General features: G+C 51.4%; 17 protein-coding genes. 12 read left to right on the forward strand and 5 right to left on the reverse strand.

Annotation, left to right across the window (positions count from 1 at the left end):
* Window positions 1-6: 6 nt before the first annotated feature.
* The 3 genes from SH467x_RS18640 to SH467x_RS18650 form a co-directional block, all read right to left on the reverse strand.
* Window positions 7-1,335 carry an SDR family oxidoreductase gene (locus SH467x_RS18640; RefSeq protein ID WP_482368598.1) on the reverse strand — a complete coding sequence of 443 codons (1,329 nt, stop codon included), beginning with the start codon at window positions 1,333-1,335 and terminating at the stop codon, window positions 7-9.
* 2,277 nt (window positions 1,336-3,612) lie between these two features.
* The gene (locus tag SH467x_RS18645; RefSeq protein WP_482368599.1) at window positions 3,613-4,443 is read right to left on the reverse strand and encodes a PRC-barrel domain-containing protein; all 831 of its coding nucleotides are present in this window, start codon (window positions 4,441-4,443) and stop codon (window positions 3,613-3,615) included.
* Window positions 4,444-4,493: 50 nt separating this feature from the next.
* Window positions 4,494-5,282 (reverse strand): hypothetical protein, encoded by a 789-nt coding sequence (locus tag SH467x_RS18650; protein WP_482368600.1) that lies wholly within the window; start codon window positions 5,280-5,282, stop codon window positions 4,494-4,496.
* 511 nt (window positions 5,283-5,793) lie between these two features.
* Here SH467x_RS18650 and SH467x_RS18655 point away from each other — a divergent pair.
* From SH467x_RS18655 to SH467x_RS18695, 9 genes are all read left to right on the forward strand, one after another.
* The gene (locus SH467x_RS18655) at window positions 5,794-6,312 is read left to right on the forward strand and encodes a chemotaxis protein CheW (protein ID WP_482368601.1); all 519 of its coding nucleotides are present in this window, start codon (window positions 5,794-5,796) and stop codon (window positions 6,310-6,312) included.
* Window positions 6,313-6,380: 68 nt separating this feature from the next.
* Window positions 6,381-7,802 (forward strand): methyl-accepting chemotaxis protein, encoded by a 1,422-nt coding sequence (locus tag SH467x_RS18660; protein ID WP_482368602.1) that lies wholly within the window; start codon window positions 6,381-6,383, stop codon window positions 7,800-7,802.
* Window positions 7,803-7,819: 17 nt separating this feature from the next.
* Window positions 7,820-8,647, forward strand: coding sequence for a CheR family methyltransferase (locus SH467x_RS18665; RefSeq protein ID WP_482368603.1), 828 nt, complete (start codon window positions 7,820-7,822; stop codon window positions 8,645-8,647).
* 12 nt (window positions 8,648-8,659) lie between these two features.
* Window positions 8,660-11,062, forward strand: a complete 2,403-nt coding sequence (locus SH467x_RS18670; protein WP_482368604.1) for a chemotaxis protein CheA — start codon at window positions 8,660-8,662, stop codon at window positions 11,060-11,062.
* Window positions 11,059-11,700, forward strand: coding sequence for a hypothetical protein (locus tag SH467x_RS18675; protein ID WP_482368605.1), 642 nt, complete (start codon window positions 11,059-11,061; stop codon window positions 11,698-11,700). The genes SH467x_RS18670 and SH467x_RS18675 overlap by 4 nt, the downstream gene beginning before the upstream one ends.
* Window positions 11,697-12,191 (forward strand): chemotaxis protein CheD, encoded by a 495-nt coding sequence (locus tag SH467x_RS18680; RefSeq protein WP_482368606.1) that lies wholly within the window; start codon window positions 11,697-11,699, stop codon window positions 12,189-12,191. The genes SH467x_RS18675 and SH467x_RS18680 overlap by 4 nt, the downstream gene beginning before the upstream one ends.
* 14 nt (window positions 12,192-12,205) lie before the next feature.
* Window positions 12,206-12,568, forward strand: a complete 363-nt coding sequence (locus SH467x_RS18685; protein WP_482368607.1) for a response regulator — start codon at window positions 12,206-12,208, stop codon at window positions 12,566-12,568.
* Between the two features lie 2 nt (window positions 12,569-12,570).
* A complete protein-coding gene (locus SH467x_RS18690) occupies window positions 12,571-13,716 on the forward strand; it encodes a protein-glutamate methylesterase/protein-glutamine glutaminase (protein ID WP_482368608.1) in 1,146 nt (381 codons plus the stop codon).
* Between the two features lie 55 nt (window positions 13,717-13,771).
* The gene (locus SH467x_RS18695) at window positions 13,772-15,178 is read left to right on the forward strand and encodes a SpoIIE family protein phosphatase (RefSeq protein ID WP_482368609.1); all 1,407 of its coding nucleotides are present in this window, start codon (window positions 13,772-13,774) and stop codon (window positions 15,176-15,178) included.
* 540 nt (window positions 15,179-15,718) lie between these two features.
* Here SH467x_RS18695 and SH467x_RS18700 read toward each other — a convergent pair.
* The gene (locus SH467x_RS18700; protein ID WP_482368610.1) at window positions 15,719-16,354 is read right to left on the reverse strand and encodes a DUF2238 domain-containing protein; all 636 of its coding nucleotides are present in this window, start codon (window positions 16,352-16,354) and stop codon (window positions 15,719-15,721) included.
* A gap of 30 nt (window positions 16,355-16,384) precedes the next feature.
* Window positions 16,385-17,788, reverse strand: coding sequence for a YiiX/YebB-like N1pC/P60 family cysteine hydrolase (locus tag SH467x_RS18705; protein WP_482368611.1), 1,404 nt, complete (start codon window positions 17,786-17,788; stop codon window positions 16,385-16,387).
* 370 nt (window positions 17,789-18,158) lie between these two features.
* Between SH467x_RS18705 and kdpF the strand changes: the two genes are divergently transcribed.
* From kdpF to kdpB, 3 genes are read left to right on the forward strand one after another with little or no spacing between them, the layout of a single operon-like run.
* A complete protein-coding gene (gene kdpF, locus SH467x_RS18710; RefSeq protein WP_482371397.1) occupies window positions 18,159-18,239 on the forward strand; it encodes a K(+)-transporting ATPase subunit F in 81 nt (26 codons plus the stop codon).
* 16 nt (window positions 18,240-18,255) lie between these two features.
* Window positions 18,256-19,929 (forward strand): potassium-transporting ATPase subunit KdpA, encoded by a 1,674-nt coding sequence (gene kdpA, locus SH467x_RS18715; RefSeq protein ID WP_482368612.1) that lies wholly within the window; start codon window positions 18,256-18,258, stop codon window positions 19,927-19,929.
* A gap of 45 nt (window positions 19,930-19,974) precedes the next feature.
* Entirely contained in the window at window positions 19,975-22,050 is a 2,076-nt protein-coding gene (kdpB, locus tag SH467x_RS18720) for a potassium-transporting ATPase subunit KdpB (protein WP_482371398.1), read from the forward strand.
* Window positions 22,051-22,072 lie beyond the last annotated feature (22 nt).

Raw genomic sequence — 22,072 nt, forward strand, 5'->3', positions numbered from 1 at the left:
GGTAATCTAAACCAACTGCGTTGTAGTCGAATATCGAAGAGGTCTGCCGTCGGCGGTTGCCGAGAACCCATGATCAACGTTCCAGATGGCGCCGTTCACACCAGTCGCTTCGTTGCTCACCAAGAAGCCAATGGCGTTTGCCAGATCGGTAGAACTACACAGCGTTCCATCGGGCGTCATCGATTCCCAATGATGTTGCGCCGACTGGGAATTGGCGAACTTGGAGAGCAATTCGCCATAGACAGGCCCACCCACGATACAGTTGACGCGAATTCCAAATTGTCCGAGTTCACATGCTAAATACCGAGTCATTGTCTCAACGGCTGCTTTCACAACGCCCTGCGTCCCAAGCCCTTCGATATAGCCATGGGAGCCAACTGCCGACATTGTCACAATGGATCCTCCACCGTGGGTTCGCATCAAGGAGGCAGCGCGCACTGCACATCGGTGATGCCCGATCACATTCGTGCGAAAGGCTCGATCCCAATCCTCGTGGTCGACTTCCATGACGGAGCCAATACGACCGTCCGAGGCATTGCAAACCAAAATATCCAGTCGACCAATTTGAGTTTGTATCTGCTGAAATATCTGGTCGACATGGGCAGGATTGGCAACCGAGCCCCACAAATGAATGGCAGAATCGCCACTCGCATTGATCTCAGAGGTCGTTCGTTCCCCCATTTCTCTCGAATGGAAAGAATTGACAATAACGGTTGCTCCACGCGATGCGAGCAATCGAGCTGTGGTTTGTCCAACTCCATGCCCTGATCCAGTTACCAATGCGACTTTCCCTTGAAGAGGTCGCCCCGCCTTTTGTCCCAACTTACCGTTTGACGTTCCCAAATGTTCGGGTTCCAAACGAGATATCGAGGCGTACCCATTCTGATGATACCGACCGTTCGGAGAGGTACTGACCGTATCCGACATGGGCGCATGGACGGGATGCCTCATCTTGACAGTGTTAGACTGCAGTGGATTGATATGGTCATTGGACTCAACGGTACTCAGACGGAGATTCGTACTCTGTGATCCCAAAGGCCTAGGAATCGATTCCGACATTGGATCGATCCGCCTGGACAAACCAGGGGTCTGTTGATAGAGAAGTTGATCTATCCAATTGGCAACATCTTGGATGGTACGAATGGAGGAATCGCGAGGTTCGCGATCCAATCTCATTTGAAACTCATCGCTTAAGTCCAAGACAATTTCAAGTCGCTTGACCGAATCAATCCCCAGATCGTTCTCAAGGTCGGCATCTGCGGTAAGCAATTGAACAGGATATCGCGTCGTCGACGCGATGGATTTAATGACCCGATCGAGTGTATTGTGAATCAAGAGAATCCTCGCTCATAAGCAGGTGTATGTGATGAGAATGCCCGTTACTCCCAATCGGTGGACGTACAAACTAAGTTAATGCGACATTCGATTTTCTTGATGAGCTAATGAGCACTGAGGATACGAAGATTGGGCGTGTTCATCTTTGTTCCTTGCACTTCAAAATCTCAACTACAACCAAAGCATTCTCACTTTCTGTGAATGCTTGCAATTCCATCCATCGGACATTGCCGCAAAGAAATTGACTCGAGATCAATCGAGGATACTCGATTTTCACAGAAGTTCGCTACAGTCCGGCTGCAGTCAAACGTACAGATCCTACAATCGTTTTGATCTGATAATGCAGAACCTTGCTCCGCATCACTACATCTTGGACTGGGAGAGACGAGAGCTCGTCTGAACGGGTTTGCCGCAGGAGGTAGTTTCGAATCCCCATGGTTGCAGACCGTTCTCAGGGATCGAACCAGACTCGAGCCTGTCGGTTCAGAGCAGGAATGAGATAACCAGCGGATGCACCCAACGTCTCGATCAACCGGCCTCGGCCGATCCATGCTTTCCTCGCTTGCTACCGAACATGGGATCGATAATCTATGGCTTCGCGACCAATCCATTCCTGGGATTGGATGGGAGCAGAACACTAATCGTCACTAATCACCTCTAATGAGGAATAGCAACAAGAATGTCGCGGTTTTTGATTAGTGTGAATGAGTGGAGATTAGTGTTCCTGCTGTCTCAAGATGCTGAACATTACATTCTAGCAATATCCATGTTCGTGATCTGACCGTTTGACGTATCTCTGCCGTTTCCGCATAGTGGAGGTGCCATCAACGACATGATCTGCTTAGATCTAGTTTGCGTGGGAGGCACTCTCTCACTCGTACAATTTGCTCGTCATCTTCCTGACCGCTCTCAGGGATCGAACCAGACTCGAGCCTGTCGCTTCAGAGCAGGAATGAGATAACCAGCGGATGCACCCAACGTCTCGATCAACCGGCCTCGGCCGATCCATGCTTTCCTTGCTTGCTATCGAACATGGGATCGATAATCTATGGCTTCGCGACCCATCCATTCCTGGGATTGAATGGGAGCAGAACACTAATCGTCACTAATCACCACTAATGAGGAATAGCAACAAGGTTGTCGCGGTTTTTGATTAGTGTGAATGAGTGGAGATTAGTGTTCCTGCTGTCTCAAGATGCTGAACATTACATTCTAGCAATATCCATGTTCGTGATCTGACCGTTTGACTCATCTCTGCCGTTTCCGCATAGTGGATGTGCCATCAACGACATGATCTGCTTAGATCTAGTTTGCGTGGGAGGCACTCTCTCACTCGTACAATTTGCTCGTCATCTTCCTGACCGCTCTCAGGGATCGAACCAGACTCGAGCCTGTCGCTTCAGAGCAGGAATGAGATAACCAGCGGATGCACCCAACGTCTCGATCAACCGGCCTCGGCCGATCCATGCTTTCCTTGCTTGCTATCGAACATGGGATCGATAATCTATGGCTTCGCGACCAATCCATTCCTGGGATTGGATGGGAGCAGAACACTAATCGTCACTAATCACCACTAATAAGGAATAGCAACAAGGTTGTCGCGGTTTTTGATTAGTGTGAATGAGTGGAGATTAGTGTTCCTGCTGTCTCAAGACGCTGAACATTACATTCTAGCAATATCCATGTTCGTGATCTGACCGTTTGACGTATCTCTGGCGTTTCCGCATAGTGGATGTGCCATCAACGACATGATCTGCTTAGATCTAGCTTGCGTGGGAGGCACTCTCTCACTCGTACAATTTGCTCGTCATCTTCCTGACCGTTCTCAGGGATCGAACCATACTCGAAGCTGTCGGTTCAGAGTAGGAATGAGATAACCAGCGGATGCACCCAACGTCTCGATCAACCGGCCTCGGCCGATCCATGCTTTCCTCGCTTGCTACCGAACATGGGATCGATAATCTATGGCTTCGCGACCAATCCATTCCTGGGATTGGATGGGAGCAGAACACTAATCGTCGCTAATCACCACTAATAAGGAATAGCAACAAGATTGTCGCGGTTTTTGATAAGTGTGAATGAGTGGAGATTAGTGTTCCTGCTGTCTCAAGACGAAAATTAAGTCGGATACATAGAGTGTCTTCCACCTTCTTAACGAGAAAAGGCACCCTCGAAGGATGCTCATTGTGCTAGAAATGAGCAAGCTTCTCAGGTGCCGTTTCAATTCTCTCGAAAGGCGCGTACCACCTCTCAGCAAGCTTCTGCAACAGTACAGGCCTAGCGATCTTTAAGTTCGGTGTTCAACTTGTTGATAACGCTCGACAACCGCAGTTCGGGATATTCGTCCGCTGTGACCTTCTGAGCACCCTCGATCGCAGAATTCGTCATGTTGGCGCGAACCGTGGCTTTCTCTTTGTCCATCCCGAACGAAAGCTTCGCGAATGGCAGAGCTACGAAGTTCTTACCGACACCTGCGACACCACCGGTTCCAATGACTACCGCAGGTACCTTCCCAGTTCGTTGCTCGATCATAAACTCATCGAGAACTCCTGCGTCCAGATTGTCGCTCGATCTCACTGTTGCATTGATGAAATGCGAAGTGCAAATGCCATCCTTAACCGGCACAACGGAAGCCGCAACATTGTAAAATTTTGCATTCTCTGCGACCCACTGAGCGTCGGTTAACTCCGTGTACTGGCGCGCTCGCAATCGCTTCGCGTTCATGAGTGCTTTGCCGTCCATTGCGACCTTTGGATGACATGTCATTTCATCGCCTTCCATCTTGCATTCACAGCTGAAGGCGGCCCAAGGAACAGCGACCTCTTCTTCGCCGATCCCGAGTACTCCGCCCTTACCGACGATCACAAACATGGCTTCGCCTTGCTTGTTGAAGACAAACGAGGAAACGGTCCCGCAGTCGTCGCCGTTTTTGTCTTTCAGTGTCGCGCCGATTAGCTTGCTCGTCGGCATCAGCATGTTGCGTTGTGTTTCTGCGTTTCGTGGAGCTTGGATCGTGTTTGATGGTTTGCTAGGCGTCAATTCTTTCTCTTGAGCCATCGCAGCCGACGAAGCAACCAGAATCATCGGAACGGTTAAAAACTTTTTCATGATTCACCCTTTTCATTTGAAATAAAAAACTGGCCGTGATTAGAGATGGACTACTCGTCTCCAACTTTTGCCCCAGACGATCCATCTGCTTTGAGTACGTCACCAACAGCCCCGGAAGTGGAAGTCGCTGCTTCTGTTGAGCCGCCTAATGGCGTGCTATTGATCTGGGCATCGCCCGATGCACGACCGAGAGGGGTGTTACCGTCGAAGCTGCCATTTCCGTTAATGGAGGCTGGTGGCTGCGTTTGTGCAGGATTGGTGGGTAGTGGTGGAACAGTAGCTCTACCCGACCCATTCACTTCGGTATTGGGCGGCACTGCACTATTTGGGGTGTTGGACCTTCCGTCTACTTCGGAGCGCGTGTCCGTTTGCGAATTCGGCTGAAGGTATTGCGGGGAGGATATTTCCGACGCTTGCACCACGGATCCGCATCCGCATCCCGTTGACGAGGCCGTTACCACTTGGCTTCCTGTTACCTGTTGATAAGCATACGAAGGACCTGCTTGATAAGCAGTCGAACCAGCAACGGCATAGTCCGATGACTGCAAGGGTATGCGGTAAGACTGAACAGTTTGAGAAGGATAGGCGTATCCGTTGGGGGAGATGTATCCCATCGAGTTGGGCTGTACGTAAGTGCGCGAGCCGTAGGAACTGCCTGGGTAGTAAGTTCTAACGCTCGCATTGGACAGTGTACGAACTCCAGCCACATTTCCTGCAATACGAGCATTGCGGTTGAACAACCGACCTCGTCCGATTTCGAACGCTTGGGTCACGCTCGTGAGGGATGCACCCCCGATCAAGAGAGCCCCAACGTACTTGGACAAAAACTGCATCTTCATGTTTCCCTCATCGTGTAAGCATTGTATGGCGTGATAGCAATCAGCCTGTCAGGGTTATCTCGTTGCAATAGTCAGACCAACCTGGAACGATAAGCCTTAAAAACCCAAGATTGAGTAAAGAATGTGTTGGAAGGTTCAAGCCGCTGTTCACCGATCAGTCGTCGTGATCGATTTCGCAGCAGGAAGATAGGGAACCATTCACTGAAAAGTCGATCGACCGCTGAACATTCTGCGTGGCGATGGAATCCTGCTCCTTCGAGAATGCGAATCACAGCCGCAGCAATGGGTGGGTGCCATCTGGCGAAAAACAGGGGCATTTTTGGAGGAGGGGCGTGCAGAGCTCGTCTTTTTCTTACGGAGCTGCGGTATCGGAGGACTTGGTCCTATTCGGCCGATTAAGCGTGATTATCGTGTTGTTTTCTTGAGTCTTCCGCGGATCCGACTATCCTTAGGGCAGAACGATTCCTCGAACGATTTCTGCGATTTGGTATTTGTTATTGGTACCCCTATCTTGAAGACTACAAACGTCGTTTCCGACAATATCACGCGGGACGTATCTCAGTTTGTTGCGTTCCGGATTGAGGATCAGACGTATGCCTTTCCGATCGGTCAGATCCAGGAGATTGTGATACTCGGTCACGTCACCAGAACGCCGCAAGTTCCCGACTATGTGGAGGGGGTTGCAAATCTCCGCGGTTCCATCATTCCCGTGATCAATCTTCGCAAATTGTTTGGGTTGGTACCCAAACCGGCGGATGCTGATACACGCACCATGGTGGTGAACGTCGGTAAACGAGTTATCGGTTGTACCGTTGACACGGTAACCCAAGTCATACGGATCGCTCACGATGCTGTGCATATGGCGCCTGATACGGTCACTGGGCAAGGTTCCAGTTACATTTCTGGCTTCGCGCGCGTCGGTGAGCAGCTGATCGTTCTTCTCGATGTCAATGAACTCCTCGATCCCCAGAAGCTGGAGCGAGTGAGTTCTCTGATGGTTCCTGAATTACCCCGACATTCCCCTGACTGAGTGAAGTCGTTCGCTCGATCATCGATTTGAACCCCAATTTTCCCATTCCTTCGTTTGGTCAACCTGCCATGGCTGAAAGCAACAAATCCAAAACCAAAAGCCTTCGTCGAACGCCGGTGAAAAAGACTGCTTCTACCAAACCGAACGTTGCGAACGCTCAAGCTTCGAAGAGCGACATGTTCGATGCGTTTAGTCGCTCCATGGCGATGATCGAGTTCACGGTTGATGGGACCATTCTCTGGGCGAATGACAATTTTCTTCAGACCATCGGTTATAGCCTCGATGAGGTCAAGGGGCGTCATCACAGCTTGTTTGTCGATCCCGAATTTCGAACGACGTCGGCCTATCGGGATTTCTGGTTCGAGCTTGGCCAGGGCGTTCCCAAGGTTGGAAGATTCAAGCGATATGGGAAGGGAGGAAAGGAAGTATTCCTGCAAGCCGCTTACAGTCCCGTCATTGACGGAAATGGAATCACGACGAAAGTTGTCAAGCTAGCCGCCGATGTCACGTCGGACGCTCTTCGAGAGTTCAGATCTAAAGAGAGGGAGGAAGCTGTTCAAGCGTCCCAATCGGAAGAAAAGCGTATCCTTGAGGAAAAAGTGAACGAACTTTCCATCGCAGTCGATGCGGCATCCAAGGGGGACTTGACCCAGAAAGTAACCGTCGGCGGCAGCGATGACATGGGCCGACTAGGAAGCAGCCTCAGCAAAATGATTTGCGATCTTCGATCGATCATCGGCGAGGTGATGGCAGCAGCACAACAACAAAACGAAGGAGCAAGAACGATCGCAGAAAGCAGCGTGAATTTGAGCGATGGGGCTCAATCCCAAGCTGCTTCGGTGGAAGAGATGACGGCCAGCGTCGAACAAATCATCGAAGCGATTGAGATCATTTCAAAAAACGCGAACACTGCAACAACGAAGGCTACAGAGACATCCAAGCTAGCAAAAGGGAGTGGCGTCACAGTCGATGAGGCGGTCAACGCCATGAAGTTAATTCAAAAATCCAGTGAACAGATCAACGAGATCATCCAAGTGATGAGCGAGATTGCGAGTCAAACCAATCTGCTCGCGCTCAATGCCGCGATCGAAGCGGCACGTGCTGGCGAGCATGGCCTCGGGTTTGCCGTGGTCGCCGACGAAGTTCGAAAATTGGCAGAGCGATCCAGTGAAGCCGCGAAAGAGATCACAAAACTGATCAAGGAATCATCGAGACGGGTCGAAGAAGGGGCTAGCCTCTCGCAGAAAGTAGGCGAGTCATTGAATAAAATCTTGAAGTCCGTCGATGACACCGCGGACGGTATCGGCCAGATTGCGTCATCCACCGAGGCGCTGGCAGCCAATGCTCAGGAAGTGAAGATTGCCATTCGCAGTGTATCGGAAACGACCGAGTCCAATGCAGCAGCTTCAGAAGAGATGGCCGCCAGTGCTGAGCAATTGGGTGCTCAAGCTCAGAGTTTGAGAGACTTGATCGCGAAGTTTCGCATTTAGCATCCCAGGCATTAGCCATGAATGAATTGGAACGACTTACGCCTCAACAATTCGAGTTGTTTCAGAAGTTCATCTATAGCCGATGCGGCATCAAAATTGACCTATCGAAGATCACCTTGGTAAGCAATCGAATACGCCGTCGTTTGCAGCCATCGAATTGCGAGGATTTCGATGCTTACTACCGCTTCCTTCGATCCAAAGCCGGCAAGTCGGAATTGGTTGATTTTTTTGATGCCATCACGACGAACGAAACCTCCTTTTTCCGGACCGCTAGCAACTTTGAATGGTTGAAGAGTGAGTATCTGCCTCAGCTGTTGAAGGAAAAGAGCGAAGGGAAGAGATCGCCAGCACTTCGCATTTGGTCCGCTGCCTGTAGCTCCGGCGAAGAACCGTACTCCATCGCCATGTGCTTAAGCGAAGAGAGCAGAATGGTTCGAGAGTGGGATGTGCAAATCGTCGGTACGGATATCAGCGAAGCCTCGCTCAAACGGGCTCGCGATGCTCTCTATACCAAACGAACTATGCAGGAACTCGATTCCAATCGAATATCGAAGTACTTCTCAGAAGAATCTCCCAACCATTATCGATTGCGTCCCGCGATTGCTCGGATGGTGTCGTTCTCGAATCATAATTTAATGGAACCCTTTCCGGAGAAGCCATTCGATTGCATCTGGATTCGCAACGTCTTGATTTACTTTGATCGGGTTTCTAAAGCAAAGGTGATTGAAAACCTCGTTCGATCGCTCGTAAGCGGAGGTTACTTGGTCGTAGGTCCATCCGAGGGGATATACGACATGCTCGGAATGCTCCAAAAGCGAAACACTTTTCTCTATCAAAAGCAATGAGCTGATCCCATCGTGAGTGACGACTTTAATTTCTCTACAGGTATGCCGGCCGATGAAATGGCTGAATACATCCAGATGTTCGTGGATGAGACGTCCGAGCAGCTCGATAGTTTGGTAGAGGTATTGTTGGTTCTGGAGAGTGAACCGGAGAGCACGGAGCAGCTTACCGAATCGTTCCGATTGGTTCACTCGATCAAAGGTGCTTCAGCCATGATGGGGCTCGATAGCATCACCTTGCTAACGCATCACCTTGAGAATCATTTTGAGAATCTTCGGTCGGGATTGCGGAAGCTCGATAAGACACTGATGAATTTGATTTTGAAGTGCGTCGACTTTCTTCGCAATGCAGTCGAGATGGTTCGAGAAGGGCGCCCACTCGTCAGCAATCCGGAGCTCATCGAACAGCTTGCGGGCTTCGATTCTGCGTCGCCTCTTCCGGAGTCAAAGGTATCGACGGTTCGGCCAGATGCGTCCGTCGCGGTGGATGAATCAGCGGAGGACGAACCAGTCGTCGTCTCGCCTTCCGATCCATTGCAGGACAGACGATTCAGGCGGCTCACGATTTACTTCGATCAGTCGATTGAGCTTCCAGAGCTCAAAGCCGAGTTGATTTTGGCAAGGCTAAGCGATGTGGCGGTCATTCATCGCTCTAGTCCAGATATCGATGAATTGGGTGCTGTCACTGAATTGAGAACCTTGCAGGTCTGGTTGGCATCGACCCAAGAGGATGATGTATTGCAATCGGCCGTGGATATCGTCGGAGTCGATTTCATTGAATTGGATCCTGTGGATACAGTTTCCGAGGAGTCGACGGATTTCCAGCAACACGACTCTTTGCAGTTGCTTCAAGAAAAGCAAATTGCCGAGCCTCCCGTCGTTTCGAATGTGGGGGATTCAAGCGAATCATTGGAGCAGCGGCCGACTGTCGACGGGGCGAGGGAAGTGTCCATGAAGGGGACGGAAACGCTTCGAGTGGACATCCAACGTCTCGACCGACTCATGAACCTAGCAGGGGAACTCGTCGTCAATCGTGCTCGTCTCGTTCAGCTGGCTTCACAGATGAATGAGACGTTCAAAAAGTCAGGGCTCCTTTCTCAGTTGCGAGACTTGTGCGATCTGTTGCGACACTCTCCCATGTCGACACAAGCGACAGTTGAGGCTGGCGGATGTGCAGACAGCGACGATTCTTCGCTCGATCCGGATCTTGTCGAGCGGCAAAGGAAGGTACCGTCGATTGTATCTGCGATCGAAGACCAGCTGCAAACGCTTGAGCAAGGTCGTCGCAGTTTCATGCAAATGAAAGAGGCCATCGATCAGTTCTCGCAAATCTCGGACGGCTTGCAGCGAGGTGTGCTCGATACTCGTATGGTTCCGATAGGACCTCTATTCAGCCGATTCAAGCGGACCGTTCGGGACATCTCCTCGGAGCTCGGTAAGAAAGTCCATTTTGTGATCCGAGGTGAAAAGACCGAACTTGATAAACGAATGATCGATGAGTTGGGTGACCCTCTCGTTCACTTGGTACGAAATGCGATCGACCATGGATTGGAGTCCGAGTCCGTGCGGATTGAACGATCAAAACCAGAGGCTGGTACATTGATCTTGGAGGCAGCACACAGCGGCAATCAAGTTCAAATCACGATTTCGGATGATGGGGGGGGAATCAATACGGACAAGGTGAAACGGCGCGCAATGGAGCGAGGGCTTCTTACGGCACTGGAAGCCGAGAGCATGTCCGAACACGAAATCGCGCAGTTCATTTGGTCTCCCGGTTTCAGCACCGCCGATGTTGTGTCGGACATATCGGGACGCGGGGTCGGGATGGACATTGTAAAAACCCGAATCCATGAATTGAATGGAACGATTGAGGTCTCGTCGGAGCTGAACAAGGGGACGAGGTTTATCATTCGTTTACCTCTCACTTTGGCGATCATAAGAAGTCTCTTGTTTCAGCTTCAACAAGGGACCTTTGCAGCCCCGATAGAGAATGTCCGCGAGATCGTTTCTATTCGTGATAGGGACATTGTGACCGTACACGGACGGGACTCGATCGAGATTCGAGGGGAGTTCCTCCCGCTCGTTCGCATCGACGACATTTTCGATTGGCATGAAATGGGGGATCCGAATGTGATAGACTCCACGGAGGAAGCTGAATCGAACGGAGACAGCAGAAGTGTTCTCATATTGACCTCAGGAGCGAAATCGATGGGATTGCTGGTAAGCGAGCTCAAGGGTTCGCAGCACATCGTCGTGAAATCGCTGGAGGAGAATTTTGTTCCCATCCGAGGTTTGGCTGGTGCAAGTATATTGGGGGATGGATCGGTATGCCTGCTGCTCGATGTTGCTTCGTGTGTCGAACTAGCTAGACAACGACTTCGAGATAAAGCATTTCGGCGATCGATGGCGAATACATGAATTCCAATCTCACCGAACATTTGGACTTGTTGAGTCCATTTCTGCGACGCGGCTTCCAGGATGCTTCGGCGGCTTTGTCGAAGTGGTTGGATCGACGCATTGCCGTGGTTTTGGAACAGGTGAAACTGTTCCAATTGGAGAGTGCTATCGAGACATTGGGCCCTGCCGATGAGGTTCAATGCGCATGCTGCCTTCGGTTTACAGGAGGGTTTTCAGGCCAGTTAGCTCTCACCTTTGATGATGCTAGCGGTTTGAAACTGAGCGACATCCTATTTCAACGAGAATACGCCTCGGTCGAGTGGGGTGAGTTGGAGATTTCTGCGTTGTTGGAAACGACGAATATTCTCGGTTGCTCATTATTGAATTCGCTGGCGCTCGCATGGCAGGCGGTCGAATTCACCGGTTCGTGGATCGCATCTGACGTCGATACTGTATGGATGCCAACAGCACCTCCGGTATTTGTTCGTGATTTTGCGGGGGCCATTATGGAAAGCATTCTTGTAAACCAAGGTTCCACGTTGGAAAGTTTGATCATCGCCAAAACCAAGTGGGAAGTAGAAAGTGATGAAACCGATTTGCAACTACTGCTCCTCCCTGACGGTGTGAGTTTCAAAGGGGATGCGAGGATTGCCAATTGAGCAACGTACCGGATTCGGAAGGGAAACTCATCAAGATGGCTGAGATCGGAGTCCTGCAATCTCAAGGCAAGCTGAGGACTCTTTTGGGATCTTGTGTGGGCATCGCATTGTTCGATAAGAAACTAAAGTTGATTGGGTTGGCCCATGTCGTCATGCCTTGTTCGATGGGCACCAACGACTTACCAGGGAAGTATGCAGACACTGCGATTCCAGAGATGATTCGAAGAATGAACAAAATGGCTTGTGGCTCCAAGCTTTCATTGACAGCAAAGATAGCCGGAGGAGCAAACATGTTTTCCTACGCAACCTCTAGTGCATCAGCGACCATTGGAGAGCAGAATATTCTGGCTGTCGAGGAGTCGTTGGCGAAGGAACGAATACCTGTTCTGGGAAGACATCTAGGTGGGAGTCTTGGTCGGCGCATGGTTGTCGATGCAGAGTCGGGGATCGCGCAAATTCATGTTGTTGGCAAATCGACGGTACAGTTTTGAAAGGGCCAGCAAACATGACAAAACGAGTACTCATTGTGGATGATGCCATGATCATGCGGATGCGCATTCGAGAAGCGGCCATCGAAGCAGGTTGGGAGGTTGCCGCCGAAGCAGCGGATGGTATTCAAGCGATCGAGCTATATCGTTTGCACCGACCCGACCTCGTCACCATGGACATCGTCATGCCAGATGTCGACGGGGTAGAAGCGTTACGGTCGATTCGCATCGGCGATGCAAACGCACGCGTCTGCATGATCAGCGCGGTAAATCAACAGAGTAAATTGTCCGAGTGTATCCGGTTGGGAGCTGTCGATTTCTTAATCAAACCTGTTGACAAGAAGCAGCTGGCAAGTTTATTCGAGAGGCAGGGACGATAGCCATGACAACCAAAATCATGATTGTCGATGACTCGAGTCTCTATCAGCAACTCGTGAAAAACGTACTTCGAAGTTTGGCGGATGTCGAAATTGTGGGCCAAGCGAAGACAGGACGCGAAGCCCTGGCGAAAATACCCGATCTACAACCAGATCTTTTAACTCTCGATGTTCAAATGCCGGATATGAATGGACTTGAGCTCTTAAAAGAGATTCGGCGTCGTCGCATGCCGGTCAAAGCGATCATGCTGAGTAGCTTAACGGCACAAGGAACGCAAGTTACAACCGATGCATTGCTGGCAGGCGCTTTTGATTTCATACACAAACCGAATTCTTCGGACGCGATCGCCAGCCGCCAGCAGCTTCGCACTCTGCTCACCGAGAAGATTGAGGCGTTCCAGCAGAGTCGAAGGACTTCGATGCCGGTCCGTCGTAGCAGCACATCTGTAGCAATTCGAGATAAAGCGAAAGCATTGGCCGCAGACGTTCCTCCAGTGCGGGAATCTGTCGAAACGGAGGATGGAAGCGATGCGATTACGAGTTCGGGTGATGCGACACAACAGCCCAATCGAATCGACGCAGTGGTGATCGGTACATCCACAGGAGGACCTATGGCATTGCGAGAGTTGATTCCCAAATTGCCAAGCGATCTTGGTGTTCCCGTTTTCGTCGTCCAGCATATGCCCCCCAAGTACACGCAGTCCCTGGCTTTGAGATTGAGCGAAGCAAGTCCATTGCCTGTCCTTGAGGCAGTCGATGGAATGCGTGTAGAACCCAATCACGTTTATGTTGCACCAGGAGGGTTTCACATGGGGCTTGAGAATGTCATGGGAAAGCCAGTCATTCGCACATCGAGCGAAGCGCACGAGCACAATTGCCGACCAGCGGTCGACTACACCCTTCGATCCGCGTGCAATTTCTACGGGGGAAACTTGCTTGGAGTGATATTAACGGGCATGGGACGCGATGGAACCGCAGGGTGTAAAAGGGTCAAAGAGATGGGTGGCACTGTCTTTGCCCAGCACCCTGAAGGCTGCTCGGTGTATGGAATGCCCAAGGTCATTGTCGAAGAGCAATTGGCCGATCGTGTCATCCCGTTAGAGAAGATGGCGTCATGGATCGTTCGATTCGTGGGGAAATCGCGATGTTAACGTTCCCTAGAGTTCGCCCGTTCAAATACTTTGACCCAGTGAGAATTGTGCCAGCATGAATTCGCCCCCTACCATTATCGTTATTGCGGAAGACAGTCGCGTTCAGGGCAGGATTCTGCAACAGCGACTGAATGCAGCAGGTTACGAAGCGCATATCGGCGAGAACGGAGAGCTCGCACTGCAATTGGTGCATAAGCTCAAGCCCGCGGTCGTAGTCTCGGACATTGAAATGCCCAAGATGAATGGATATGAGCTGTGCAGCGAGATCAAGAAGTGCAAAGAGCTGAGACACATACCTGTGATTCTGTTGTCGACGCTCAGCGACGCCGAGGACATCATCCGGGGGCTTGCAGCGGGCGCTGATAATTACATCACCAAACCGTACGATTCTCAGTTCCTGATCGCAAGGATCGAAGATTTGCGTTCCCAACCTGTTCAGGACTACGAGCAAGAGGGAGGGGCTTCGACTCCGGTCGCTCTCGGAGGTCAGATCTACGAAGTGCGGGCAGGCAGGCAGCAGACTCTGAATCTTTTGGTATCGGTGTTCGAGAATGCGGTGGAAAAAAACAAGGAATTGCACCGCAGCAATGAGCACCTTGTCTTGGCCAAAGAGAAGTTGTCTGCGTGGAATTATCAACTGGAGGCGCTCAACGGTCAACTCAACGAGCTCAACAGTCGCATGCAGAAGGATTTGCGAGCCGCTGCGAGGATGCAACAATCGTTGCTGCCCAACGAACCGCTAGACCTGTCGGGTATTCAAGTCGCTTGGGACTATACTCCCTGCGAAGAGTTGGCGGGCGATTTTTTGAATTATGCGAAACTCGACGAGAATACGTTGGGTTTGTACGTTGTCGATGTGTGTGGCCATGGGGCGGCGTCCGCGTTGTTAGCGGTCGCGATTGGTCGGGTTCTAACACCGACCGTATCTGCGACATCGCTTCTAGTCCGCTTAGATCCGATGACAGGTCGGAAGGTCGTAACACCTCCTGCGACGGTGATTGAGGAATTGAATCGTCGATTTCCGATGGACAGTCAGGGAGGACTGCATTTCACGATTCTGTATGGGTTGCTTGATCTCCGCACGAACATCTTTCGCTATTCATGCGGAGGACATCCGCAGCCGGTACATGTTCCATCGGGGCAATCGCCGAGACTCTTGCCCGGCGAAGGGTTAGCGGTCGGATGGGTAGAGGATGCTACGTTTGATGAGTATACGATTGAGTTGAAGTCGGGTGATCGACTCTTTCTTTACTCCGATGGGGTACCTGAAGCGATGGATGCGAATCTCGATCAGTTTACGGATCAGAAGATGCTCAACGAGCTCCAAGCGAGTCGGAGTGCATCGGTGCAAGAGCAGGTAGTGCACATGAAGAGTGTCGTCGAACTGTGGTGCCAACCGAAGGGCCCTCTCGACGACGTATCCATGTTGCTCATCGAAATTGGATGCAGCGAGCTTGCTTAGAGTATCATCTTCACAGGTCTCGCGGTGTCTCTCCGTTCGACTCGCTTCGGGGAGAAGGGCCGGGGGTGAGTAGTTGACGACTCTGGGTTACGAATTGTCCACTTGAGAGGACATTCCTTCGATCAGGAGTTTGACGATGTTCCGATCTGTGCGATTTTGCTGATACCGATCTTCGTCGTGGTCAACTCCTTTGCTCACTCGCACGGAGCAGTTAATCGCATCAATTTCCTGTCGGCGGTGTATGCGATTTGGTTGTTCACGAATCCAATCTCGCCATCGCCAGCAGTTAGAAGCATCACGCGGCATGTTCGGTGCTTCATCGGTGGAACTCGGCAATCTAAGTATCTGAAGGTTGCTCGCCAAGGCGCAACGATCGCAAAGGGAGATGACTTGAGAGCTTTCCCTTCCGTTTTTGGGGCGTCGTGGGTGGTGAAGTCTATTGGATGTTTCAAATGTGGAGGGCGCGGAAGACCGTATGAACCTTCATCGCCGCATCGATCACCTGGCTTATGATTGCGACTGCTTCTCGGAACATATTTTTCATCCTTGACGTTGGCTCGCAAGGCGACTCAATTGACTTTGATGAAGAGTGGCCAGCGATATAAGCGATAAGGTCGCGCCGATCATGGCCCAAAGCATGTCCCATTGAGCATCCCAAACGTCTCCTTGATGACCCAAGAACGCATCACCTTCCGCTCCGGCGATGGTCGTCGCCATCCACTCGATCAATTCGAACACAGCGGTAAATGCTAGGCAACTAGTGAACGCAAAAAAGTTCAGCCAAGCTTGACCTTGAACGGGAGAGCAACGGAAGTAAATCTCCCGGAACAGAATCGCGGGAACGAAACCTTGCATGAAGTGCCCGAATCGATCGTAATGATTGCGTTCAGTCTGAAACACTTGCTGCAGCCACAGCCCGAGCGGATTCTTTTCATAAGTCCAATGCCCGCCAGCGATCAAGACCAACGCGTGCATGGCAAGCAGCCAGTTGAGTATCGAAGTCAGTGGAAATCTCCGGCGCGTTGCAATCAGAATGGGAACGCCAGCGACAACCCAGCCAGCATCCAAGAACCAATTGACGCGATCCTCCGTTACGAGAAAAGACAACACTGCACTACCTACGATAACTGCTATCAAAGACCAGAATTCGATCTTCCGTCGCTCGTCACTACTCATGTTTATAGTACTCCGTGCAGTCTGTTTTGGTTAAGGGCCTGGTGTGGCGGTATCACCATGAATCGGGTTCACTTTCCTAGCCGCCTTCTTCGCATCTTTCCCTCGGAGCAACTGCGATCCGTGGATGGGTATGTATGCCGCGAGAACGTCAAGCTTCTTTTCTTGCAAAGCCATCTGAACCAGTTCAAGTGCCGCTAAGGTCATTCGACCTGCTCGCAGCGATAACGGGAACTCCAGACCTTCGATTCCATCAAACGCTCGATAGATAACTTCGGTGCATACCATTCTTTGCGAAGTGGTAAAGTCAAAGCTAAAGTCGTATTCTTTGCCTTCGTGAAAGAAAGCTCTCGTCAAAGCCATTTTGATTGAATCCGGTGCCAATCTGGGACGTATAACGAGTATCGAATCTGACTTAAAGGGGGAATCGAGACGACGAATTTGAACCCCATCCTTCATTGCTTCAATGACTCGCCCGCAATGGGGTTGATCGCATTGCAAGAACCGTTGCCATCGAGGAGCTACATAGGCGTGCTCGTGCAATCCCATCCTTTGGAGCGTCGCGGCATCGCCCAAGTATAGTGCGGAATGAGGCCAGTATCCAGGCAGGAAGTAATTGGTCAGCGCATACTCTTTACGGACCAACAGGATATCCCCGGGCCGCATCTCGCGTTGCAGCTCTTCGCGAATCGGTATCGGCAGATTGGGGTGATGACTAAGCTTAAGGTATCGATCAGCAGCGAGAATGCCGGCAGCTTTTTGGATCTCAAACAGCGACGAGTAGAACAAATCTCGCTTGAGAATACTTAGAAACTGCCGCAGCCGGAAACGAAGCCGAACTTGAGCATAATCTGCCCAACTTATCTGCAATCGACAGGTAAGCAGTTCGATGATGTCAACCATTCTAGCGACTTCGGGCTGATCGAGCATGGATCCCCACTGCTTGCGATGCCTTTGGTAGTATTTCGCAGCATCGAACAATTCCCAGATGTGACGTGGCTTTGTCCACGATCGCTGCGTCATGTCGTACACGCCAGCTGGAATCCGAAAACTTGGTTCTGGCTCATTCAGCTTTCGTCGAACGAGCGTCCAATGATGAAAACGATCGCGTAGGAACCGAGCGGCGTCGACCAACACAAGTGCACCCGCGTAACCAGGCAAAAATAGATTGTCGTATTTGCGCCGATCCCTTGCCCCCTGTATACGCAACTCGTTGACCATTTCGAGCAGCGCGTTGCGCAGTTGCCAGTAGGTTATTAAAATCCGTCGCGCTGCTTCGTCCTCCATAGGTGTCAGATACGCACGCTTGAGCGACGTAGCATACGTTGCCATCTCATCAGCGGCTTTTTTGAGATCCGCAATCTGTGAGTAAACCGAATAGACGGTCCGACACGATGCTTGGAATAACGGATCGAAGTTATTGGGATCATCCGTCATTGCAAGTTCAACCTATCGCACGCTGGTAATACAGTTCGAGCCTTGGACTCCTGGCAACCAACTGGTCGCAGGTGTTCCGATTGTAGTTGATCTTGCCAAGGCCAGGTCCTGCCTAACCTAATCCAAGTCAAAAAGTGACGAATCATCTGAGACGAATATCTGCCATGATTCCACGTCATCTTGATAAAACTTTGATACTTCGCGGTTCGCTTTTGATGCGCGCTTAATACTGACATGGCGATACTTCATTGCAGTCACACGTACAGAAGGAGTTCGCAATGCTGACACTTACCTTGTTCTTGGTAGCGACCTGTGGGTTCGCACTGCTTTTGACGCTGATCCTGTGGATTGAACGATCGCGAGGTGCCGTATGAATGCGATCGTTGTTCTGGTGGTTGCCCTGTCGTTCGTCTATCTGATCTACGCAATGCTGCGCCCCGAGAAATTTTAGGAGAGAAGAGATCGTCATGAATACTTGGATTCTACCCTTGATGATACTGGGGGCGGCTGTCGCAATTGCTTGGCCGCTTTCTTGGTACATGCAGAATGTATTCGATACCGACAGCAAACTACCCTTTGTGCAGCGATGGAATCGTTGGTTGGAAGTTTTGTTGGGTCGAGGCAATTCGAATGCTTCGGTAACCTGGGCTGCATACTGCCGCTCAATGCTTATCTTCAACTACTGTATGTTCGTGCTGGTCTTTATGGTTTTGTCGTTTCAAGACTACTTGCCGATCAATCCTGACGGAAAGCCAGGCCTTGAGCCTACATTGGCGTTCAATACGGCAATTTCTTTCATTACGAATACCAATCTGCAGCACTACTCTGGCGAAGCGTCGCTTAGCACCATTTCACAGTTGTCGCTCATGTGGCTTCAGTTTGTGTCGGCGGCGACTGGTATCGCGGTTCTTGTCGCGGTTGCACGAGCTATGTCCGGCTCGAAGTCGATGGGCGATTTCTACCAGGATGTCGCAATAGCTTCGTTTCTGGTGCTCTTGCCTTTGTCAGCTATCGTCTCGATTTGCTTGGTTCTTGGAGGCGTGCCGATGACGCTCTCGGGAGCTGTGGAAGCAACGACTCTAGAAGGTGCCACACAGACGATCGCTCGCGGTCCAGTGGCTTCATTTGTCGCCATCAAACAGCTTGGCAGCAACGGTGGTGGTTTCTATGGTCCCAACAGCGCGCATCCGCTTGAGAATCCTACTTTCTGGACCAACGTTATTAGCAACGTTTGCATCCTCCTAATCCCGATGGCTTCTGTGTGGATGTTCGGACGCATTGCCAAGCGTCTGCCTCATTCGCATGTTGTTTTTGTTGTCATGTTACTCCTGCTAGTCGGGCTGGTTGGCTATGCCAATTACTGTGAACAACGACCATCCGTTGCATTGAACGATTTATCTGTAACCGCGCAGGCGAATTTGGAAGGCAAAGAATTACGTTTCGGCATGTCCGCCGGTCCGACATGGGCCGTTGCGACGACGGCTACGTCCAACGGATCGGTCAACGCGATGCACGATAGCCTCAACCCACTGACGGGACTTGCTCCCATGATCGGTATGTGGCTGAACGTGATCTTTGGTGGTTGCGGCGTCGGAATGTTGAATATGTTTCTCTTCGTTGTTGTCGCGGTCTTCCTAGCCGGGATGATGGTCGGTCGAACGCCCGAGTATCTGGCTCGCAAGATCGAAGCTCACGAGATGAAGCTTGCTCTTCTGACAATCTTGGCACACCCGCTGTTTATTCTCGGTGGGATTGCTTTGTTTGCCGCGACCTCATGGGGGCGTGACACGCTTAACAATCCAGGCAGTCATGGATTGTCTGAGATCATTTATGAATTCAGTTCGGCAGCGGCCAACAACGGTTCGGGCTTCGAAGGACTCGGAGACAACACTCCGCCTTGGAATATCGCCACAGGCTTAGTGATGCTTTTTGCTCGATTCATTCCGATCATCGCTCCCATGGCAATCGCTGGATCACTGAGCACCAAGCGAGCAACGCCTGAAGGAGCTGGAACGTTTCGCACCGACTCGTGGATGTTCGGAGTCATTCTGCTCGGCACGGTACTCATCGTGGGAGCCCTTCTATTTCTACCACTGGCAGTGCTTGGGCCAATCGCCGAGCAATTGCAGGCAGCCCAATAATCGCTCAAACAAAACGATCGGAGTTGAAGAATGTCTACTGTTTCGATGGAGCCCAATTCGGGTCAGCAAATCCCACCATCACATCGACCACGGCCTGAGCTGTTCAGCCTGAGCATGCTCAGGCCGTCGATCATCAGATCTTTTGAAATGCTTAACCCGGTTCGAATGGCTAAGAACCCAGTTATGTTTATTGCCGAGGTGGGGGCAGCGCTTACCACCCTCATCACCGCACAAGCAATCGCGACGGGTGGGGAAGCGACTTGGTACTTCCTGGCACTGACCGTCATGCTCTGGTTCACAGTCTTGTTCGCCAACTTTGCGGAGTCGGTAGCGGAAGCCCGTGGTCGAGCTCAAGCGGCTAGTCTGCGTTCCGCTCGCAAAGATGTGACAGCGAATAAAGTGGCTGAAATCGCAAGTCGAGTGATTGATGAAGTTCCTGCGTCGACTTTAAAGGTTGGTGACTTTGTCGTCATTCGTCCAGGTGAAACCATTCCGGCCGACGGCGAAGTCGTACAAGGGATTGCGCTCGTTGACGAAAGTGCAGTGACGGGTGAGAGTGCTCCGGTCATTCGCGAAAGTGGCGGCGATCGCAGTGCGGTAACGGGAGGGACTCGTGTCGTCTCCGATCATATTTTCGTCAGGGTGACCGCGAAGCCAGGAGAGAGTTTCTTAGATCGCATGATCGCCATGGTTGAGGGGGCGAACCGTAGCAAAACTCCCAATGAGATCGCGCTTACGATCCTATTGGCGGGCTTTACGATGGTTTTCTTGCTGGTGTGTGTGACGCTCTATCCGATTGCAACGTACTTTGATGTCACGATCGATGTGCCAACCTTGGTTGCCCTGCTCGTCTGTTTGATTCCTACCACAATCGGGGCATTGCTTGCAGCGATTGGGATCGCTGGGATCGCGAGACTTAGTCAGGCAAACGTGATGGCGATGTCAGGCCGAGCCGTGGAAGCAGCCGGTGATGTGGACGTGTTGCTACTGGACAAGACGGGAACAATTACGCTAGGGAATCGTCAAGCTGCAGAGTTCATCCCAGCACCTGGGATCGATGAAAAACGATTAGCAAGCGTGGCTCAGCTCGCATCCCTGGCTGACGAAACGGCTGAGGGGCGTAGTATCGTTGTACTGGCCAAGAACAGATACGGACTTCGTGGGCAATCGCTTGAGGAACTAGCTGCACAGGTAGTCCCTTTCAGTGCACGGTCTCGCATGAGTGGTTTGGATCTTGAGGGGCGAGTCATTCGAAAAGGAGCGGTCGATGCGATTGCGTCGCACCTCCTCGCGTTGGGCAAGGAGTTACCTCGCGAAGTGAAGTTAGAAGCCGAACGCATTGCCAAGTCGGGTGGAACACCACTGGTTGTCGCGGAGAATGACCAAGCATTGGGCGTCGTCTACTTGAAGGACATCGTCAAGGGCGGGATCAAGGAACGATTCATCGAACTACGGCGGATGGGAATCAAGACGGTCATGATCACGGGGGACAATCCGTTGACTGCAGCGGCCATTGCTGCAGAAGCGGGCGTTGACGACTATCTTGCTGAAGCGACTCCGGAAGAGAAGTTGGAGCTGATTCGCCGTTATCAGAGCGAGGGGCACATGGTAGCGATGACCGGCGATGGAACCAACGATGCACCTGCACTCGCTCAAGCCGATGTAGCGGTAGCGATGAATACGGGAACGCAGGCGGCAAAAGAAGCGGGCAACATGGTCGACTTGGATTCCAATCCTACCAAGTTGATCGACATCGTGTCCACTGGCAAACAGATGTTGATGACTCGAGGTGCGCTGACCACTTTCAGTATTGCGAACGATGTAGCTAAATATTTTGCGATCATTCCGGCCGTGTTCATGAGTGCTATGCCACATCTGGCACCGCTCAACATCATGGGACTAGCCACACCTCGCAGTGCGATTCTGGCAGCGGTTCTTTTCAATGCAGTGATCATCCCGCTGTTGATTCCGATTGCGATAAGAGGTGTGAAATATCGACCGGCGGCCGCGGATGCGCTTCTGCGAACCAACCTGCTGGTGTATGGATTGGGCGGATTGATCATTCCCTTTGTGGGTATCAAAGCGATCGATCTGATGTTGGTTGCCGTTGGCTGGGTTTAAAGATCTTACAATACCAGGAAAT

This window comes from Brakhagea slesvicensis, from assembly GCF_052161625.1.
Taxonomy (GTDB): Bacteria; Planctomycetota; Planctomycetia; order Pirellulales; family Pirellulaceae; genus JBKCUI01.

What these genes read in the sequence shown, in the direction of transcription:
- kdpB (WP_482371398.1), top strand. Translation starts at nt 19,975, where the DNA reads ATGGAGCCCAATTCGGGTCAGCAAATCCCACCATCACATCGACCACGG.
- SH467x_RS18685 (WP_482368607.1), top strand. Translation starts at nt 12,206, where the DNA reads ATGACAAAACGAGTACTCATTGTGGATGATGCCATGATCATGCGGATG.
- SH467x_RS18705 (WP_482368611.1), bottom strand. Translation starts at nt 17,788, where the DNA reads ATGACGGATGATCCCAATAACTTCGATCCGTTATTCCAAGCATCGTGT.
- SH467x_RS18695 (WP_482368609.1), top strand. Translation starts at nt 13,772, where the DNA reads ATGAATTCGCCCCCTACCATTATCGTTATTGCGGAAGACAGTCGCGTT.
- SH467x_RS18675 (WP_482368605.1), top strand. Translation starts at nt 11,059, where the DNA reads ATGAATTCCAATCTCACCGAACATTTGGACTTGTTGAGTCCATTTCTG.
- SH467x_RS18700 (WP_482368610.1), bottom strand. Translation starts at nt 16,354, where the DNA reads ATGAGTAGTGACGAGCGACGGAAGATCGAATTCTGGTCTTTGATAGCA.
- SH467x_RS18660 (WP_482368602.1), top strand. Translation starts at nt 6,381, where the DNA reads ATGGCTGAAAGCAACAAATCCAAAACCAAAAGCCTTCGTCGAACGCCG.
- SH467x_RS18650 (WP_482368600.1), bottom strand. Translation starts at nt 5,282, where the DNA reads ATGAAGATGCAGTTTTTGTCCAAGTACGTTGGGGCTCTCTTGATCGGG.
- SH467x_RS18665 (WP_482368603.1), top strand. Translation starts at nt 7,820, where the DNA reads ATGAATGAATTGGAACGACTTACGCCTCAACAATTCGAGTTGTTTCAG.
- kdpF (WP_482371397.1), top strand. Translation starts at nt 18,159, where the DNA reads ATGAATGCGATCGTTGTTCTGGTGGTTGCCCTGTCGTTCGTCTATCTG.
- SH467x_RS18645 (WP_482368599.1), bottom strand. Translation starts at nt 4,443, where the DNA reads ATGAAAAAGTTTTTAACCGTTCCGATGATTCTGGTTGCTTCGTCGGCT.
- kdpA (WP_482368612.1), top strand. Translation starts at nt 18,256, where the DNA reads ATGAATACTTGGATTCTACCCTTGATGATACTGGGGGCGGCTGTCGCA.
- SH467x_RS18690 (WP_482368608.1), top strand. Translation starts at nt 12,571, where the DNA reads ATGACAACCAAAATCATGATTGTCGATGACTCGAGTCTCTATCAGCAA.